Genomic DNA, 17,998 nt, shown 5'->3' with positions numbered 1-17,998 from the left:
TTACCACTACAACCTAGTTTCAGACCATGAAATCATATTTATGCGGTATATTACTTTCCCATTCTTTTTTAACCAACATTATGAAATCATTGATTTTTGTATTGTCCTTTTTGATAAGCGGAATTTACCCTGCGATTATCAAGCCGGCGCCCGATTTTCCAGCAAACCCTTCGCTGATGGTCAAAAAATGTACTGATTTTGACATAACAGGCAAAGGGAATAATCCGGAATGGAATAAAGCGGATTGGAATTCCCTAATTAAGCTTGATTCGGGAGGCAGGAATTATGAAAGCCGGTTTAAGATCCTTTATTCCCCGAAAGGCATTTATCTTTTATTTGAAGGGCAGGACGACCGGATAACTACCTCTTATGATAAAGATTTCGAGAATCTTTTCCGGGGAGACGTTTTTGAAGCTTTTTTTCATCCTGACCCAAGAATGCCTTTGTATCTGGAATATGAGATCAACCAGTTGAATAAGGAATTGACCTTGCTGATCCCCAATTTAAACGGGAAAGTGAGTGGATGGGTTCCCTGGCATTATGAAAACCAGCGACGTATCAAAAAAGAGGTAGAGATAATTGGTGGAAAGGGAGAATCCAATGCCGCCATCCTGTCCTGGAAGGCCGAGCAGTTTTTCCCTTATTCCATATTTGATCCCTTAAGCAATGTCCCTCCCATTAGCGGAACAACCTGGAATGCAAATTTTTGCAGGCTCGATTATGACAGCGGTCGAATGATCAAGTGGGCCTGGAGTCCCATCAAGACTTCCTTTCATGAATTCGAAAAATACGGACAAATTGTATTTGAATGACTTTTGAGATTAAACAGGAATAATAGGCAAAACAGCTATAATCTGAAAAACCGGGTTCCATTTGGTAAGTATCCCAACCTTTCGCGAACAATGTCTTTCCATGCCTGAAACACAGGAGGTAGATCATATGGGGAATCCTGCTTTCCGGACAAAAAAAAGGATTTTTGCAACGCTCCGCGTTTTGGAAGGTACGGCGAATTTTAAATTTACGCCATTGGAACAGGCTGCATTTTGCCAGGCAGACAAAATATCCTTCAGCCCCGTAAAAGGTGGCTGGGGCAACCAGGGTTGGACAACCGTAAATTTAAAAAAAATAAAAAAGGAAATGCTTAAAGAAGCTATTACCTCAGCCTGGTATGATGCCGCCCCGGATAAAGTCCAGGAACAATTCCGAAAAAACAGGAATTTGGATTAATCAGGGTTCCTCAAAAATCACCGGTCCGGGCTGTCTTTATTATATTTTGCCCTGTAGGAAGCTGGAGTAATTCCCGTTATCTTTTTGAACACATCCCTGAATGCCTTCGTATCCGAATAACCAATATCATACATCACCTCGTTGACGTTTTTTCTCCCCGATTCCAATTGCAATTTTGCCGTCTCGATTTTTATACGCTGGATATATTCAACAACGGTATTGGACGTTGATTTTTTGAATCTCCTTTCGAATGTCCTGCGGCTGATGCTGAAGCGTGCCGCAAGCTGATCGACTGTCAGTTTCTCCCGGTAATTCTGTTCAATATAGACCTGTGCCTGGTGTATAGCCTGGTCATCATGATCCTTGATGCCCTTGAATACCGCAAAAGACAACTGGTTGGTCCGGTCCAGATCGATCACAAAATATTTGGACACCCGGATGGCCAATTTCCTGCTGGTGAATTTTTCCACCAGGTGCAACAGAAGATTCCAATATGACCCACCGCTCGAATATAATCCCCTGTAATCGGAGAACATTCTCTCGTCCACCAGACGTATGCCGGGATAATGTGTCCTGAATTCATTGGCATACATCCAGTGTGTCGTGCATTGTTTGCCATTCAAAAGGCCTGAAAAGGCCAGTAAAAAGGTGCCAACCGACAAACTTGCCACCTCCGCCCCGTTTTTAAATTGGGTTGATATCCAGGATATATAACCTTTATTCAGATAAGTAGCGCTGAATATGTCTCCGGTCATGGAAGGAATTATAACAAGGTCCGTTTGTTGAATGTCACCAACCATGGTATCCGGATGTATGGTGAATAATCCGTCCTGAAGGTCAACCTCCTGTGTCAGACCAGCCAGGGAGATATGAAACAGGGCAGGAGAGCCTGATTGCCTTAGAAATTCGTTGGCCATCTGAAAGATATGGACGGCATCGGCAATGGATGCCAGTACGGCCCGCTTTAATACCAATACAGTAATATTTATCATCGGTTAAAGATACCCCTTCTTCCTGGCGGGATCAACCCCCTTGATTGTCGTATTCACCCTCCATAATATCAATTATTGCCAATAATTTTGTGGCCATGACCAAAATCTATAATCATGCTTCAGCTCAATCCTTATTTACATTTTAAGGGGAATTCCGAAATTGCTATGAACTTTTACAGATCCGTTTTTGGTGGGGAATTCACTATTTTTTCAAGATATGGAGATGTACCGGGTGGCGAAAAAATGTCCACCCATGACCAGGAGAAACTCATCCATGTGTCTTTACCTGTTGGTGAGAATGTAATTATGGCTACAGACATGCTGGAAACCATGGGACAAACCATAATAACCGGAAACAATTTCCATATTTGTATCCATGCAGAAAGCGAAGGAGAAGTTGACCGCCTGTTCAAAGAACTGTCCATTGGCGGCCAGGTAGAAATGCCTTTGAACAAGACCTTTTGGGGAGCCTATTTCGGTATGTGTAAAGACAAGTTCGCCGTTCAATGGATGGTCAGTTACAGCGACCAGGAAAAGGAGAAACCGGGTAACTCCTAAACTAGTCGTCACTTATTTTTAACCAGCCGGTTATACTAAGTCGGGGTTTATTTGTCAGCAACACTTCATGTTCCAATTCGTTGCTTTTAAAAAATACACTTTTCCCGCTGGTGGGGGAAATGTCAAAGGTATTACCTTCCTGATGGATTCGTAATTGCCCTCCATCCGCCACTTCCCAAAGATTATTTAAATAAATGATCATGGAATATTGCCTGCTTTGATCGTTACGGAACTGATCCAGGTGCTTTTTATAAAAGGCGCCTTTTCCATATACCGCAAAATGAAACTCGCAGCCGGTTATACCTGTGTAGCAGGTACTGTTCAAATAGGCTATAAAAAGATCGATCAGGGCAAGGAATTCATTTTCGAACCGGTTATTATGTTTCCGGTCAAGCCAGTAAATGACATCACTTCTGAATAATTTATCGAGGACCTGCTCGTTCCCGTTGCCCGTTCCTGCTGCCAAAAAGTAGTTATCCTCCAGCAAACCGGCTAAATGAATTCTAAGATGACCGGCTAATTCATCCGTTAAAAAATTTTCAGTAATCCCGATCTTTGTATCAATAAAAGAGTTAATTAAAGTATCGAAGATCTTTTGCAATAAGTTTTAGATTTTGGCGTTGTCTGATTGAATTATCCAAATTGTGGTATGGCGAAGGTATCCTTATTAATAGGATATATGCTAAATGGTTAATTTCTTCCTAATATTAGCTTGTTAAATCAGCTAACGATTAACGGTAATGCAAAGTAGATTTTTAAATCCTGATAAATTGGTTATTTTTACATGAATCTTAGACATTTATCTTCTCGATCTAAATCTTTAACCTTTTAACTTAATCAATGAAAAATTTATCCAAACCTCTATTCTTTAGAAATTTGTTGGTTGTTACCCTCGTTGGTATAGGTCTTTTTTTATCCTGCAAAAAGGATAATCCACCTACCACTCCTTCCAAAGATGTTAATCTGAAAAAAGGGTTATTACTCTATCTTCCTTTTGATGGAAACTTTGCCGACTCCAGCGGAAATGGCAATTTAACTTATCCTACCGCTGATGCCGCTTTAACCTATGATGAACATGGATATGCCAACAGCGCATTCAATGGCGGCGGTAACGGAGAAAGAGTAAAAGTTGTGAATAATGGCTCTATTAAATTCGATACGGCTTTTTCCACGTCCTATAATGTGATGCAAAGGGATATTTCCCGCTGGCAAGGATTCTTAAGCATGGTCGACCCGGTCAACGGGTATGCACCTACTTTCATTTCCGGGACCAATATTATAGGCACCAATAATTTTAACTTTGCCGTTAACGATAGTACGGCTGGCTGTGATAATACCGGTTATTTGAAGCCAAATGGTGTAAATGATACAACCTCTTTTACTCCCCAACCCGAAAGCTGGTATAATATCATTTGTACCTACCATAAAGGAACTATTTGGGTTTATGTCAATGGGAAGTTAATTTCTACCAAGACCGGAACCGGAACCAGGGCTCTACTTTGTCCGGCGTCCAAGGTCATTATCGGAGGATGGTGGGATAACGATCCCATTTCCCTGAACGGTAAACTGGATGAGGTGCGAATCTATAACAGAGTGCTGAGTGCGGATGAAATCGCCGAATTGTCCAAGGACTTCCAGAATTAGATCAATTTTGTAGATCAATAAAGCTACTTTTAGAAGAGGCCGTCTCAAAATTAATTGAGATGGCCTCTTTTCTTTTTATTTCGCTATGTCAAGGCGTCTTTTCCAATAACCGTCCAATCTTCATTTCCATGGCCTCTTTCTATCCAATGGTCCATTCTGGCAGCGATGGCAGGTATAACAGTCAATGTTGTTCCGCCTTTTTGAGCGGCCTCGATGAATAACCCGGTGTCTTTTCTTGCCATGTTCAATTCCCAGGATGGTTTGCTGTAATCACCCCCTGACATCCTTTTTATCCTGGCCTGCAAACTTGTACCCGGGTTCCAGGAATCAAATAAGGCGGCAACATCATCTACGGGGATTTGCAATGCTTTTGCCAGGGAAAGCGTATCTGCCAGTCCTGCCGTAAGGGAAACAAGAAAGAGATTGCCGATAAGTTTCATTCCTGCCGCCTTTCCCGTTTCTGTACCAAAATTGATCAGTTTCCCGGTTATTTTTGATAATTCCGGCCCGAGCTTATCAATAATTGCCTGATCTCCGGAAACCAACATATTACCTGTACTTTCCAGAGCGTTTTGCGGGCCCATAAAAACAGGGGCATGCAGATAGGTAAAACCAAGCTCTTTCCATTCTCCGGTCCGTTGTATGGCTCCTGACGCAGAGGTAGTGGTATGATCAACGATTATGGCTCCGGGCTTAAGACCTGTTTTTGCTGCGGCCAGTACTTCGTTTACCGTTGCATCATCTTTGAGCGTAAGATGGATGATGTCCGCTCCATTTACCGCATCAGCGACCTGAATAAATGCTTTTGCTCCAAAAATTTCCAATGCGGTTGCTTTTGATGCTGTCCTGTTCCATACCTGTACCTGGTATCCTTTTGTCAGCAAAGCCCTGACAAAATTGCTCCCGAGAAGACCCATGCCTAAGAATGCGATCATTGTTTTTTTTTATTTATAAAGATAGGCAATACTTTATCTACTTGATATTTGTAATTGTAACCAAAACTGTAAAAGTTTATTTGTACTCCACACGGGAACTTTGTTTAGCTAATTCTGCAAGAAACGTTTACCTGGCCTTATTTAATCCCGATCCGGTTGATTATTATCATTCTACTTAATAATTTTGTATATACGACCCGTTATTTTTCATTATTAGGCCATTACCACACCTTTCAGGGCAGGGCATTTTGTTTCTTTGCTCCGGTAAGCGTGTGCAAAATCATCACCTTTTAAAAAAAAGTTATGGGAAGAGCAAAAAAGATACTGATCACGACAGTATCTCACGAGGAGGCGGAACAGGCAATGGCTGTTTTTGCAAAGTGCAATACGCTGTTAAAAGTAATTGAAACGAAAATGGAAGAAGAAAAACAGCTGATCGATAGCAAATTCCAGGGCGATATTTCAAAATTAAAAGCCTCGAAAGAAGAACAAATGGAACTTCTCCAGGTTTATGGTCAAAAATTTAAAGACAACTGGAAGGGAAAGAGTTTCGAACTTCTCCAGGGAAAGATAGGGTTCCGGACTGGTAATCCTAAATTAGTGAAAGATAAAAAGTTTACCTGGGATGCCGTAACTGAACTCTTGCGGAAAGCATTTCCGATGTTTGTCCGTACCTCCTATGAAATCAATAAAGAGGCCCTGATTTCTTCCAGGGATAAAAAAGAATTTGAAGAAATAAAAGATAGTTGTTACGTTGATGTCATTCAGGATGAAACATTTTATGTAGAGGCCAAAACGGAAGAATTATCCGTTGCCTATTCTATTCACCGCTGATCATATCATAAATCCCGTTAAAACATCCAGTTGATTCCCGCAAATAAAAAGGGTCTTTTAACGGTGGTTGTTATTCGAAATTATTTTCTTACATTTGAGTTACAACCTACTCGCCGGGGCATAGCCCTGATTTTTCCCTTATTTCAGATTCCCTGTCCATTAAGTATTTCTGTCCCTTAAGTATTTATTAAGCATTCATTAGGATTGCCTTTTAATTTTTTACCCGATCCTAACCAACCTGCGCCTGATAGTAGCTGATCTGTTATTCCTCAAATTCTAAATCAGTAATATCATGAAAAACCGCAGTATTCTTTGGGTAACGACTTGTATAACCGGTATATGTATTCTTCTTATTGGTATGTCCTCTACCGATCCCCAACCCGATTTTGCCCAAAAAGCCGCAGCAGGCTCAGGGCGCTTCCCGGATTTCGGAGCCATGATCCCGGTAAACCAATTCCTGAAACAATACCCGGGTCGTAAGGCTTTTATGTTAAGCCAGGATTATCCCAAAGATCTGCCGGGGGAAGATAAGATCCCTTCATTTTTTAAAATTCCTTTTGACAATAAGAGCCGGTGGAAAGAATGGCTGATGGCTGCCAGGGATTATTGTTTCGAAGGAATGATCCAGGCCGATTTTGTTGCACAGGATAATAAACAACGGGATTGGTATCATATGCCCTGGCTACACTATGGGCCCCTGGCTTCAGAAGGTTTTAGCGGCCTTGCCAAAGAAGCTCCCATCAGCCCCTACCAATTGTCCCCGCAACAGAAGAATCCCGGCCAGGTATATGCGCTTGGTTTTTATAATGATTTTGCCGGACATATACTTTACAAAATGTGGAACCCTTCCACCGATCCTGACCCAATGGCCACCCAAGCTCCAAAGGGAGGCTTTCCCCAGGGTACCGTTATATTTAAGTTGCTGTATACGGAACTGGATTCCACCGACGTACCCTATCTGAAAAACCCATATGCCAAACTGGCCTACATAACTCCGACTTTTGGGGATAGTGCCAATAGGATCGTCAAAACGGTTAACCTGATCCAAATGGATATCATGGTGAAGGACAAGGCGGCCGACAAGTATGGTACCGGTTGGATCTTTGGCAATTTTTGCTACAATGGAAATCTCAATAACGGTAAAACGATGAAGGAGCGGGTAAAAAATCTTGTGCCTGTCGGGATCCAGTTCGGTGATGACCCTAACTACACCACTAATTGGATCAATCCTTATCCGGTGATTAAAACCATGATCAATGATACGCTCAAAGAGACCTTTATCAATACTTCCGGAGATCTTCCCCTTCAGCATCTCGGATGGGGTGGAAGGCTGGATGGTCCCGTTGACCTGAATACCTGTTCCTGTATGTCCTGTCATGCAACCGGCGAATTCCCCCAATACGCTCCCCTGGTGCCCGAAGAAGCCTTTATTGGAGATACCTTGCCGAATGGGTCCATGAAATATCTTACCCAAACCAACGATCCGGCATGGAAAAGATATTTCCGGAATCTCAAATGCGGAACTGCCTATGACCCCGCCCTGGCTACCTCCACCGATTTTTCCCTCCAGGTCTCGCTGGCTTTGGGATATTACTGGGAATGGAAAAATAATCTCATCGGTGGATTTTATTCCAACCAATTCAAGGGAGAAGAACATCCGGCTATCCGGGGAGGCCTGCCTTTCAAAAGAGTGGAACTTCTTAAAAAGGGAGGCTCAAAACTTAAAGCCAATACCTTGCCCGAAACGAAGGAAAATTTCTAAAAATACCAATATGGATACCACCTTATCTTTTTTCCTGAATGGTAATCCCGTGACCATTGAGAATCCATCCACGGAAACTTTGCTCATCGATTATCTCCGGTCACCGGAAGTACATTTAGCAGGCCCGAAAAAGCCTTGCGCACAGGGTGGCTGCGGCGGATGCACGGTTATTTTATCCGAGTGGAATGAAAAGGCCGGTAAAGTGAAACACCGGGCGATCAATTCCTGTTTACGGCCGCTGGTGGCTGTAAATAGAATGGTGGTCACAACGGTGGAAGGGACCGGAGCGGCCCGTATGGCGAATGCCGAATTTCTTACCCACTCGGCGATATCCAGCAGGGGTGGGGCCCCGGCGGAAGAGCCCCTGATCCCATCGGTGCTGCAGGCTTACCAGGAAGCAACCTCGAAACGAGCGGCCGTATTCAGCGCGATCGAAAAGGCCCCTGCCTTTTCTCCCACATTCAAACCTTCCCTTTTACTTAGAAAGGAAATTGCGGAACATCCATCTGAGAAAACCCAGTTGGGGATGAACCCCGTAGCCCAGCGGCTGGCTATTAATAATGGCACGCAATGCGGTTATTGTACCGTTGGTTTCGTGATGAATATGTCCGAATTCATCGTCAATAATCCTGAGGCTACCAAGCGGGAAATCGAAGATGCGTTCGACGGTAATATCTGCCGGTGTACGGGTTACCGCGCAATATTAACCGGGATGAAAACCTTTGCCTCGGACTGGACACCTGCTGATGAATCATTCCGGATGCCTTGTATCGGGGATGATGCGGTTAATTCACAATTACCTGCTTCCTCCATTGTCATTCCCTTTCCGGATGACGCAAAATTCCCCCCAAGCGGCATTTCTGTTCAGGATGGATCAAGGATCTGGATAACCCCGCTTTCGATGGACGATCTGGAAAAGGCCTGGAATCAGCATCGTGATTCAAGCCCTTATATGGTCCATTCCAATACGGCTTTCGGGATCTATAAACTGAATTTCCAGGATGCCCGGGTATTGCTGGACCTCCGTTTCATTCCTGATTTGCACAAGGATCCGGATATAACGGATCAGCATATCCTGGTCTCTGCCGGAACCACCTATAGTGATCTGATTCAACTATTGGACCACGCCATAAAAAAATATGCCGACCGGATTCCAAAGGATCGCGACCGGGAAACCATCAACTGGGGGGCCGTTCAGTTCATGGCCCGAAGGACCGCAGGGCGCATCGTACGAAATGCAGCGACCCTGGGAGGTAACACCATGCTCGTGTTAAAACATATTGCGCAAGGCACGGGTGAACCCTTTCCTTCGGACCTCCTGACGGTACTGGCGGCCACTGGCAGTCAGATCCAATATTATGAATTCTCTTCCGATCAGGACGGAGGCAGTGATGAAGTCGATTACATACCCGTCCTTTGTGAAAAGATCATAAACGATCCGACCCTGGCCGAAAGGATCGTCCTTATCTCTTATCTGATTCCTTTCGGGGACATGGATCATGTGGTATTAGCGCAAAAAGTGGCCTTAAGGGAGGTGAACGCCCATAGTATCGTTAACGCCGGCACCCAAATTTGGGTGCAGGAAAAAACAGTCAAAGGAGCCCTGCTGTTTTTTGGAGGGCTGTTACCTTACCCCTTTGAAGCCGTTGAAACGGAAAGGCTGTTGAATGGCTCCACTTTATCACCGGATATTATTTCCCAATTAATAGCCGTCCTAGGATTGGAGATTATAGACGCCCTGGATAAGGAAACAGCACGTACGGCTCAATTACCTTATGACGGGTTCACCAGGACCTATAAGCTGGGATTGGCCATAAGTTTTCTGATAAAGGCCATAATCAATGCCATGACTGAATTAAAGATCCCTGTTCCCTCCGATATTCGCTCCGCCGGTGATATTACCTGGGGAAGATGGCCTGTCAGTGACGGTTTTCAATTATATGAGACGCAGGATTTTAAGGCCCCGGTTTCCCAGCCTTATATTAAGTTCACCGCAATGGAGCAGGCTTCCGGACAATTACATTATACCCATGAATTACCAGTACCCCCTCAAACAGTCAATGGATCTCTGGTACAGAGTAAAAAGGCTTTGGCCAATTTTTATTTCAGGTTGCCGGAAAAGGATGAACCGGTTTCAACGGACGTATTGCGTGATTTTCTTTCCGGGAAATTTGACAGTTTCACCGATCTGGTGACCAGCGAGGCGTTTAAGAACGGGGGAATTAACCTCCTGGGTATGGGGTCGGATCAGCCCGTATTCACTGAGCAACAAGTCGATTATGTTGGACAGGCTCTTGCACTGGCCTGTGCAGATACGGAACAGCAGGCAGCCCATATTGCGGGTTATATCACGGATAACTGCATCGGGTATACGCCGGTACTAATGCCGCCGAACGGGCAGGATTGGTGGATCAAACCGGTATTGGGTATTGACGAGGCCCTTCTTTATAACAGTATTTACCCGGATTACCCCAGTTCCGCCCCTTTTAATTCCCATGTTTGGCAGATTACCAGAAGGGGAAGCAGGATGGATTGGGTAAATGAAAAGAAAGCGCCCATCGACAGAACGATCGTCACCCGGGATACCATCGTGGACGGAAATACCTGTACCGTGGTGGAATCCACGCAATTGGCCGGTGGCCAGGCGCATTTTTATATGGAGACCCAGGCGGCCATTGCTGAACCACTGGACGGAGGACGATATATCGTCCGGCCCTCTTCTCAAAGCCCGATGGCCATGCATTCGACGGTAGCAATGGCTCTGGGTGTCCAATACAATAGTATCGATATCCAGATCCCCCCGGTCGGAGGAGGGTTTGGAGGAAAAACGGAACAGGCCAAGTTCGTTACGGCCGCCGCCGCCGTTGCTGCCAAGGCGTTGAAGCGCCCGGTCAGGCTGGTTCTCACACGTGAACAGGACATGGCGATGATCGGCAAACGGCATCCTTATTACGGGCAATCCCAGGTCGCCATTGACAAAGGTGAAGGGGAGGGCAACCTGGCCAGCAAAGGAATCCTCCGGGGTCTGTCCCTCAAAATGTATGGGGATGGCGGAGCATTTTATGACTGTTCGTTTGTTGTGTCTAACTGTATCATTACCCGTGCAGACAATGCTTACCGGATCGCCAACTCTTTGGCCCAAATCGATGTTTGCCGGACCAATACGGCCCCCAGCACCGCCATGCGGGCCTTCGGCGATATCCAGGGGAAATTAATGATGGAAAATGCCATTGCCGATGCTGCGCATTCCATTGGAATGACCCCGGAAGCGGTAAGGGAAAAAAATCTATACGAACGGGGAGATGTTACCCCGTTCGGCCAGGCATTGACCTATTGTTATATGCGGGAGGTCTGGGATTATCTGAAAGAAATGTGCGAGTATGAGAATAAAATAAAAGAGATCGAAAAATATAATAACGAAAATCTTTATCGCAAACGTGGATTGAGCATGATTCCCGTTAAATATGGCTCGGGTTATAATCTAACCATGCTGGAGCAGGCAGGTGCCATCGTCTCCGTTTACCAGGGCGACGGTAGTATTATCATTCACCAGGGCGGTGTGGAAATGGGGCAGGGCCTTTTGACCCAGGTGCGGCAAGTCGCCTCTTATATCCTGAATGTGCCGATGAGCCTTATTGAAGTGGAAGGCGCTAAGACCAGTACCATTCCCAACCCTACCAGCACAGGAGCATCCACCGGGACTTCCTATAGTGCCGAAGCTGTTAAACGGATCTGCGAACAGTTGCGACAGGTCCTGACGGAATTTGGTTACGATATGCTCAAAAAGAATGGAAATGACTGGTGCGTTTTGCAGGGAATCGATTTCTGGAATCATGGGGTGCTGGGCTGGCAGGACAAACCAACGGCCCCACACAAAAAACCGCTGATCTGGCAGAACCTGGTTTCGATGGCCTATCAGAACAGGATCAACCTGACCTGTAGTCTGAGCGGCCCCATCGTCGGGGGAGAAGCGCCTACGCCCAATCTTTCCTACAAACCGCATGATCAGCAGCCATCGATACCAGGTTATCAAAGCAGCCCTAACGGGGCGCCAGGAGCCTTTAATGCATTTTCCGGATTTACTTATTCGGCTGCCTGCTCCGTAGTCGAATTGGATGTACTGACCGGAGAAACCAAGATCTTAAGTTCGGATATCGTATATGATATGGGATGGAGCATGAATCCTGCCATCGACGTCGGTCAGGTAGAAGGGGCATTTGTACAGGGAATCGGTTATGTCACATCGGAAATGCTGGCTTTTGAACCTTCCGGTCCGGACAAGGGCAGACTGAACTCTCTCAATACCTGGACCTATAAGCCGCCGGCCGCGTCCAGCATTCCCCTGGAATTAAATGTTTATCTGTTCCCCAGGAATCTTGCCGCCATTGTTCCGGAGAATCCTACGGATGTATTATCCTCTAAAGAAGTGGGAGAGCCTCCGTTAGTCCTTGCCGTAACCGTATTCTTTGCGATCAAAGAAGCTGTGCGGGCGGCCAGGATGAATAATGGTATAAACGGTCCGTTCCGGTTAGATGCACCCGCTACAGTGCAGGAGATCATGATTGCCTGTGATAATGGAATAAGAATGGCAGGTTTAGGACCGGTTTAGATCAAACATGCGACTGTTTTAGAACAAACATGGAACTGCCGGGAGCTATAAATTTTTAGTTTCGTTTTCCAGGAACAGGCGAAATCTTTCGCGTAACTGGCGATGATAGACGATCATTTGTTTGGCTTCCTCTGAAACGGTGGAACCTCCTCCTTTTTCGCCTCCGGTACTGGTAAGGACAAAGGGCCTGGAACCCATGGTATTCATATTGCTGACCAGTTCCCATGCCTTTTTATAGGATAGGCCCATTTTTTTGGCTGCCTGAAGGATGGAACCGGTTTGGCCTATGTGTTCGAGTAATTCAACAGGGCCAGGGCCAAAAAATTTTTTTCCATTGCCTTCGATCCACAGACTTCCATTTACTGTAAAATCACCCTTTATTAATAATCCTTTTATTTTTTTTTCCATTGTCCCTGATTTTTAGCCGATAGCTAATTCGTCGGAAGAAAATTACTGCTTTTTCCGGAAGATTTTATGAGGAATAAACGGGGGAAATAAATTCTTTCCTCCTTTTTTTCTAATTTCGTTATATATTAAAGAATATAGCGAAAAAAACTAACCTTGTTATGAGAAAAAAAATCTTGCTGATTTCTTTTTGCCTTTTTTATTTGCTCGGTTACGGGCAGGTTAATCCATCGTCTTCAGCGGCTCCCGCTCAAATGGATTCCACCTTCAAAATCTTAACGGAAGTTACCGTCAATGCCACGCGCATCAAGGAAAATATACTTCAGTCTCCCGTTAGTATTCAGAAAGTAGGGCAACGCTATTTTAGCGGATCCCCGGGCCCTTCTTTTTTCGATGCCCTGGAAAATGTACAGGGAGTACAGGTGATCACGCCAAGCCTTGGTTTTAAAGTTTTAAATGCCAGGGGATTTGCCAATACTACCAATGTCCGTTTTACCCAGTTGGTTGATGGGATGGATGTTGCGTCACCTCATATCGGAGGCCCGATAGCAAATGCTCTTGGACCATCTGACCTGGATGTAGATAACGTGGAAATTGTGCCCGGTGTGGCTTCCGCCTTATATGGAATGAATACGATCAACGGGCTGGCCAATATTTCCACTAAAAATCCATTTTTTTCGCCCGGTCTTAGTGTTCAGCAAAAAACAGCAGTTACACATTTGGGTGACCCGGGGACGGGAGCAAGGCTGTATTCGGAGACCAGCCTGCGCTGGGCTAAGATAATTTCTTCCCGATTGGCCTTTAAACTGAATGCCTCTTTCACCAAAGGTTACGACTGGATTGCGGATAATCATTCCGATCTGAATGCAGCAGCCAATGCCAGTACCGGTCTTACTGGCTCAGATAACCCTGCACGGGATCCGGTGAATGGATATGGCAATGAGTCCTCCGACCGGAAAACGATCAGTCTGAAAGGAAAAAGTTATGTAGTGGCGCGAACAGGGTACGATGAAAAGGACTTGGTCGACTATGGCCTGCAAAATGTGAAAGGAGATGTCGGGGTCTATTACCGGATTGATGCGAATACAACCATCAGTTATCTTTATCATGTGGCCGTATTGGATAATGTTTACCAACGTGCAAATCGTTTCCGCCTGCAGGACTACCTCCTTCAGCAGCATGGACTGCAGTTCCAGTCGAACTCCGTGCAGGCCAGACTTTATCTCAACACGGAGAATGCGGGAAATTCCTACAATCTACGGTCAATGGCCGAGAATATTGATCGCAATTATAAACCCGATAATGCCTGGTATGCAGATTATACGACACGGTTCAATAATGCTTATCAGGGGGGCAGCTCCGTCGCAGATGCACACAGGCAGGCCCGTGTCTTTGCGGATGCCGGTAGATTTGAGCCGGGGACGCCCCCTTTTAAGAATGTACTGGGTAAACTGCAACAGATCAATAACTGGGATAGTGGTGCAGCCTTAAAAGTCAAAGCGAATTTTATACATGGTGAAGGACAGGTAAACTTGACGGAGCAATGGTTAAAAGGCCTGAAGAAAAAGGCTGGACTCGATATCCTGGCCGGGGCCGACCACCGGACTTATTTCATCGTTCCGGACGGAAATTATTTTATCAACCCTGTTCCTGGAAAAACAGATCAGGATATACGGTATAGTAAAACAGGAGGTTTCATTTCCCTGACAAAATTATGGCTGAAAGACAGGTTAAAAGCAGGATTCATCCTACGGACAGATAAAAACGATTATTTTAACCAGACCTGGAATCCAAAGTTTACGGCAGTTTATTCTCCCTGTCATACCCAGCATTTTCGTCTTTCCTTCCAGAGCGGATATCGCTTCCCCAGCATTTTTGAAGCCTATTCGAATGTTAATAGCGGAGGAGTTAAACGGGTAGGAGGGTTGCCGGTTATGTCGCACGGGATATTTGAGAATGCCTGGTTGCAAACTTCCATTTCAGCCTTTCAGCAGGCTGTGCTCAATGATATCAATACCAATGGGCTTAGCCAGGGCACAGCTATTGAAAAAAATAAATCCCGGCTTATCCGGAATACTTATACTTATATAAAGCCGGAGCATGTGAACTCGATCGAAGGCGGCTATAAAGGGCTTTTTGCCAACGGAAGGATATTCATCGATGCCGATTTTTATTTTAATAATTATCAATCCTTCATAGCACAGGCCAATATGAACGTCCCAAAAACGCAGAACCCGGACTCCATTCCTTTCAATCTGTACAATAAAGGACAGCAGAACCAATACCGCATGTGGACAAATTCTCAGACGAGGGTATATAATTATGGAGCAAGTCTGGGTATTAGTTATAACACCGATGGATACATGGCTAATGGGAATGCCTCATTTGCCAAACTTCAAAAATCTTCCGGCGAAGATGGATTGGAGGATGGATTTAATACCCCTCAATGGATGGTTAACCTTTCCATATCAAAGGAAAATATTTGCAACCATTTAGGCGCGGGTATCGTCGGGAAATGGCAAAGTAAGTATTATTGGCAGTCCTTTTTAGTCAACGGAAATGTAGCCGCGTATTCCTCGCTGGATGCGCAGGTAAATTATACCTGGCCGAAAATAGCCTGCCGGCTGAAACTGGGTGCTACTAATCTTCTTAATAAATATTATTATTCCTTTCTTGGGGGCCCTTCCATCGGCGGCATGTATTATACAACCTTAACGTATGGACTGAAATGACCTCAAATTTCGATCAGGAGCCAACAATTTAAGCCCGTCATAAACGTTTGAACCTTTGCTGTATTAGCCTTGTAATGGCTATTGACAGTGCATTTGACCCCTAAACCCTCTTTTTTTTTAAAAACTCAGCTATGAAAAGACTTTTCCTCTTAACTACCTGCCTGCTCCTGGCAGTGCTCATCCAGGCTCAGAATCAGCCTGTTGCCAATCTGACTATCTTTTCGGAAGATGGCGATAAATTTTTTCTTATTCTGAATGGCGAAAAACAGAATACTGTCGCCCAATCGAATATCAGGATCGAAGAATTGCCCCAGCCTTATTATAACGCAAAGATCATCTTTGACGATGCGACCCTCGGTACCATCGCCAAGGCTAATCTGATGGTAGCTGGTCAGGATGGGACGATGATGGATGTAACTTATAAAATAAGGAAGGACAAAGCGGGCAAAGTAAAGATCAATTATTATTCTGCGATTGCCGTCCAGCAGAATTTTATTCCTCCTACGGGTATGTATGTTCATCAGTTCGGCAGGCAGGATGCTGGGGGAAATACGGCTATAACAACATCCACGACCAAGACCACGATCGCTAACCCGCAGGTCACCAGTGTCACTATGAATGCGCCAGGTATGAATGTAACGATCAATCAGCCTGTGATTGCGGAAAGTACGACAGTTACCACGACAAGTACTTCCGGAGCAGGGTATAACCAGAATAACGGCAATACTCAATCTTCGGGAGGCAATGGACAGTCTTCCGGATGTAATGGTTATCCGATGGCTGGAACTGATTTTGCGGCCGCTAAAAAAACGATTGCCGGCAACAGCTTCGAAGATTCAAAATTGTCTTCGGCAAAAACGATCGCTTCCACCAATTGCCTTTGTGTAACCCAGATTATGGAGATCTGTAAACTATTCGGGTTTGAAGAAAGTAAACTTGCCTTCGCAAAATTTGCCTATTCCTATAGTACCGACCCAAAAAATTATTTTAAAGTAGTTTCCGTATTTTCCTTTGATGCCAGTAAAGAAGAATTAAATCATTTTATGGCCGGTAATTAAAAATGATAGCTTAAAGACGTATATGCATTAAAATATGCATTAGTTATATGGATTAGTTATATGTATTAGAAAGTATAGCATTGACAAAAGAGGCTATTTCCTTAGAGGAGATAGCCTCTTTTGCAGTAAAAGGCATAATAAGTGATCATGGGCCACTAATTTTGTTCTTTATTGTCATTTCAGGTACATTATTCATATTGTATAATTAAAAAATATGAAAACCCTTCTTGCTTCTTCTTACCCTGACCCACGCAAATTTCAAACGAAAATTGCAATCGGTTGAAAATAGTTTTGTTGATTGAGTATTAAAACAATAGATCAATCTCTTAATGTTTTAATTTCGCCCAAATCAAACCCATGAAGATCTTAGTTACAGGATATAATGGCTTCGTTGCCGGGAGTATCATTGCCCAGGCTCCCAAAAAGCGGGAATTGCATGCTACAGGCAGATCAGCGCTGTCGGAGGATACCGGGCGGGTAACCTACCACCAGGCGGACATAGTTGACCGGAGTGCCATGGAAATACTCTTCCGGCAGGTAAGGCCTGATTCAGTCATTCATACTGCTGCCATGGCCAATATTGACCTATGCGAGAACAACCAGGCCTTGGCAGAGTCTGTAAATGTAGGCGGAACGGAAATCCTTGCCTCTCTTTGTCAGGAAACAGGCGCTAAATTGGTATTTTGCTCGACCGATTCTATCTTCGACGGAAAAGAAGGCCTTTATACGGAAGAAGACCTACCCATCCCCATAAATTATTATGCTTCCACCAAAGTAAGGGCGGAACAGATCGTATTAAACGCAAACGATATAAACGTCGTGGCGAGGCTTTCTCTGGTAATGGGATTGCCGGTCATGGGCAAAGGCAATTCTTTCCTGGCGGATCTGGTAGGAAAGCTGCAGAAAAAAGAACCGGTCAAATTCCCGGCCAATGAAATTCGCACCCCGGTGGATGTGATTACTCTTGGTTCGGCTCTCCTTGAATTGGCTGAAGGAGGATTTGGTGGGATCATTCACCTGGCAGGAAATACCAGGATAAACCGGTATGAAATGGGTAGAAAGATCGCCGCCTTCGGTGGTTTTCCCGAGGAACTTATTCTTTCTGTTGATTCGAATTCTTTACCCGGCAGAGCACCCCGTCCAAACGACGCCTCACTCAGTAATGAGCGGGCGAAAGGTATCCTGAGAACGCCGATGTTATCCCTGGAAGAGGCGCTGGCCCTTATTTTTAAAAATTAATAA

The 17,998-nt window shown here is 44.8% G+C and carries 14 protein-coding genes; 10 read left to right on the top strand and 4 right to left on the bottom strand.

The features are described 5' to 3' along the window. Positions 1 to 80 precede the first annotated feature (80 nt). Together ACX0G9_RS13565 and ACX0G9_RS13560 are read left to right on the top strand one after the other, a co-directional pair. Positions 81 to 812, top strand: a complete 732-nt coding sequence (locus ACX0G9_RS13565; protein ID WP_459065458.1) for a carbohydrate-binding family 9-like protein — start codon at positions 81 to 83, stop codon at positions 810 to 812. 100 nt (positions 813 to 912) lie between these two features. Then, positions 913 to 1,227: an MmcQ/YjbR family DNA-binding protein gene (locus tag ACX0G9_RS13560; RefSeq protein ID WP_459065457.1), complete on the top strand. Its 315-nt coding sequence runs from the start codon at positions 913 to 915 to the stop codon at positions 1,225 to 1,227. Positions 1,228 to 1,244: 17 nt separating this feature from the next. Here ACX0G9_RS13560 and ACX0G9_RS13555 read toward each other — a convergent pair whose 3' ends face one another. Beyond that, positions 1,245 to 2,219: a GlxA family transcriptional regulator gene (locus ACX0G9_RS13555; protein ID WP_459065456.1), complete on the bottom strand. Its 975-nt coding sequence runs from the start codon at positions 2,217 to 2,219 to the stop codon at positions 1,245 to 1,247. A 114-nt stretch (positions 2,220 to 2,333) separates the two neighbouring features. On the opposite strand from ACX0G9_RS13555, the gene ACX0G9_RS13550 reads away from it, so the two are divergent. After that, positions 2,334 to 2,777, top strand: coding sequence for a VOC family protein (locus tag ACX0G9_RS13550; RefSeq protein ID WP_459065455.1), 444 nt, complete (start codon positions 2,334 to 2,336; stop codon positions 2,775 to 2,777). 1 nt (position 2,778) lies between these two features. Here ACX0G9_RS13550 and ACX0G9_RS13545 read toward each other — a convergent pair whose 3' ends face one another. Next, positions 2,779 to 3,378, bottom strand: coding sequence for a 2OG-Fe(II) oxygenase (locus ACX0G9_RS13545; protein ID WP_459065454.1), 600 nt, complete (start codon positions 3,376 to 3,378; stop codon positions 2,779 to 2,781). A 239-nt stretch (positions 3,379 to 3,617) separates the two neighbouring features. Here ACX0G9_RS13545 and ACX0G9_RS13540 point away from each other — a divergent pair, with 239 nt between their 5' ends. Then, positions 3,618 to 4,421 carry a LamG domain-containing protein gene (locus ACX0G9_RS13540; protein ID WP_459065453.1) on the top strand — a complete coding sequence of 268 codons (804 nt, stop codon included), beginning with the start codon at positions 3,618 to 3,620 and terminating at the stop codon, positions 4,419 to 4,421. A gap of 83 nt (positions 4,422 to 4,504) precedes the next feature. Here ACX0G9_RS13540 and ACX0G9_RS13535 read toward each other — a convergent pair whose 3' ends face one another. Next, complete coding sequence (locus ACX0G9_RS13535; protein WP_459065452.1) at positions 4,505 to 5,356, bottom strand: NAD(P)-dependent oxidoreductase; 852 nt, start codon at positions 5,354 to 5,356, stop codon at positions 4,505 to 4,507. Between the two features lie 303 nt (positions 5,357 to 5,659). Here ACX0G9_RS13535 and ACX0G9_RS13530 point away from each other — a divergent pair, with 303 nt between their 5' ends. The 3 genes from ACX0G9_RS13530 to ACX0G9_RS13520 all read left to right on the top strand — a co-directional run bounded on the left by ACX0G9_RS13530 (position 5,660) and on the right by ACX0G9_RS13520 (position 12,561). Beyond that, entirely contained in the window at positions 5,660 to 6,190 is a 531-nt protein-coding gene (locus tag ACX0G9_RS13530) for a host-nuclease inhibitor Gam family protein (RefSeq protein ID WP_459065451.1), read from the top strand. Between the two features lie 292 nt (positions 6,191 to 6,482). After that, entirely contained in the window at positions 6,483 to 7,952 is a 1,470-nt protein-coding gene (locus tag ACX0G9_RS13525; RefSeq protein ID WP_459065450.1) for a hypothetical protein, read from the top strand. 10 nt (positions 7,953 to 7,962) lie between these two features. Beyond that, positions 7,963 to 12,561: a molybdopterin cofactor-binding domain-containing protein gene (locus ACX0G9_RS13520; RefSeq protein WP_459065449.1), complete on the top strand. Its 4,599-nt coding sequence runs from the start codon at positions 7,963 to 7,965 to the stop codon at positions 12,559 to 12,561. A gap of 45 nt (positions 12,562 to 12,606) precedes the next feature. On the opposite strand, the gene ACX0G9_RS13515 is transcribed toward ACX0G9_RS13520, so the two are convergent. Continuing rightward, complete coding sequence (locus ACX0G9_RS13515) at positions 12,607 to 12,969, bottom strand: winged helix-turn-helix domain-containing protein (protein WP_459065448.1); 363 nt, start codon at positions 12,967 to 12,969, stop codon at positions 12,607 to 12,609. Between the two features lie 158 nt (positions 12,970 to 13,127). On the opposite strand from ACX0G9_RS13515, the gene ACX0G9_RS13510 reads away from it, so the two are divergent. The 3 genes from ACX0G9_RS13510 to ACX0G9_RS13500 all read left to right on the top strand — a co-directional run bounded on the left by ACX0G9_RS13510 (position 13,128) and on the right by ACX0G9_RS13500 (position 17,995). Beyond that, entirely contained in the window at positions 13,128 to 15,698 is a 2,571-nt protein-coding gene (locus ACX0G9_RS13510) for a TonB-dependent receptor (RefSeq protein ID WP_459065447.1), read from the top strand. 131 nt (positions 15,699 to 15,829) lie between these two features. Further along, positions 15,830 to 16,756: a DUF4476 domain-containing protein gene (locus ACX0G9_RS13505; RefSeq protein ID WP_459065446.1), complete on the top strand. Its 927-nt coding sequence runs from the start codon at positions 15,830 to 15,832 to the stop codon at positions 16,754 to 16,756. Positions 16,757 to 17,113: 357 nt separating this feature from the next. Next, positions 17,114 to 17,995, top strand: a complete 882-nt coding sequence (locus ACX0G9_RS13500) for an SDR family oxidoreductase (RefSeq protein ID WP_459065445.1) — start codon at positions 17,114 to 17,116, stop codon at positions 17,993 to 17,995. Positions 17,996 to 17,998 lie beyond the last annotated feature (3 nt).

The organism is Flavitalea flava (assembly GCF_054461575.1).
Note: the sequence above shows the minus strand (reverse complement) of the source record. Positions and strands in the feature narration are given on the sequence as shown.

What these genes read in the sequence shown, in the direction of transcription:
- ACX0G9_RS13565 (WP_459065458.1), top strand. Translation starts at nt 81, where the DNA reads ATGAAATCATTGATTTTTGTATTGTCCTTTTTGATAAGCGGAATTTAC.
- ACX0G9_RS13560 (WP_459065457.1), top strand. Translation starts at nt 913, where the DNA reads ATGCCTGAAACACAGGAGGTAGATCATATGGGGAATCCTGCTTTCCGG.
- ACX0G9_RS13555 (WP_459065456.1), bottom strand. Translation starts at nt 2,219, where the DNA reads ATGATAAATATTACTGTATTGGTATTAAAGCGGGCCGTACTGGCATCC.
- ACX0G9_RS13550 (WP_459065455.1), top strand. Translation starts at nt 2,334, where the DNA reads ATGCTTCAGCTCAATCCTTATTTACATTTTAAGGGGAATTCCGAAATT.
- ACX0G9_RS13540 (WP_459065453.1), top strand. Translation starts at nt 3,618, where the DNA reads ATGAAAAATTTATCCAAACCTCTATTCTTTAGAAATTTGTTGGTTGTT.
- ACX0G9_RS13535 (WP_459065452.1), bottom strand. Translation starts at nt 5,356, where the DNA reads ATGATCGCATTCTTAGGCATGGGTCTTCTCGGGAGCAATTTTGTCAGG.
- ACX0G9_RS13530 (WP_459065451.1), top strand. Translation starts at nt 5,660, where the DNA reads ATGGGAAGAGCAAAAAAGATACTGATCACGACAGTATCTCACGAGGAG.
- ACX0G9_RS13525 (WP_459065450.1), top strand. Translation starts at nt 6,483, where the DNA reads ATGAAAAACCGCAGTATTCTTTGGGTAACGACTTGTATAACCGGTATA.
- ACX0G9_RS13520 (WP_459065449.1), top strand. Translation starts at nt 7,963, where the DNA reads ATGGATACCACCTTATCTTTTTTCCTGAATGGTAATCCCGTGACCATT.
- ACX0G9_RS13515 (WP_459065448.1), bottom strand. Translation starts at nt 12,969, where the DNA reads ATGGAAAAAAAAATAAAAGGATTATTAATAAAGGGTGATTTTACAGTA.
- ACX0G9_RS13510 (WP_459065447.1), top strand. Translation starts at nt 13,128, where the DNA reads ATGAGAAAAAAAATCTTGCTGATTTCTTTTTGCCTTTTTTATTTGCTC.
- ACX0G9_RS13505 (WP_459065446.1), top strand. Translation starts at nt 15,830, where the DNA reads ATGAAAAGACTTTTCCTCTTAACTACCTGCCTGCTCCTGGCAGTGCTC.
- ACX0G9_RS13500 (WP_459065445.1), top strand. Translation starts at nt 17,114, where the DNA reads ATGAAGATCTTAGTTACAGGATATAATGGCTTCGTTGCCGGGAGTATC.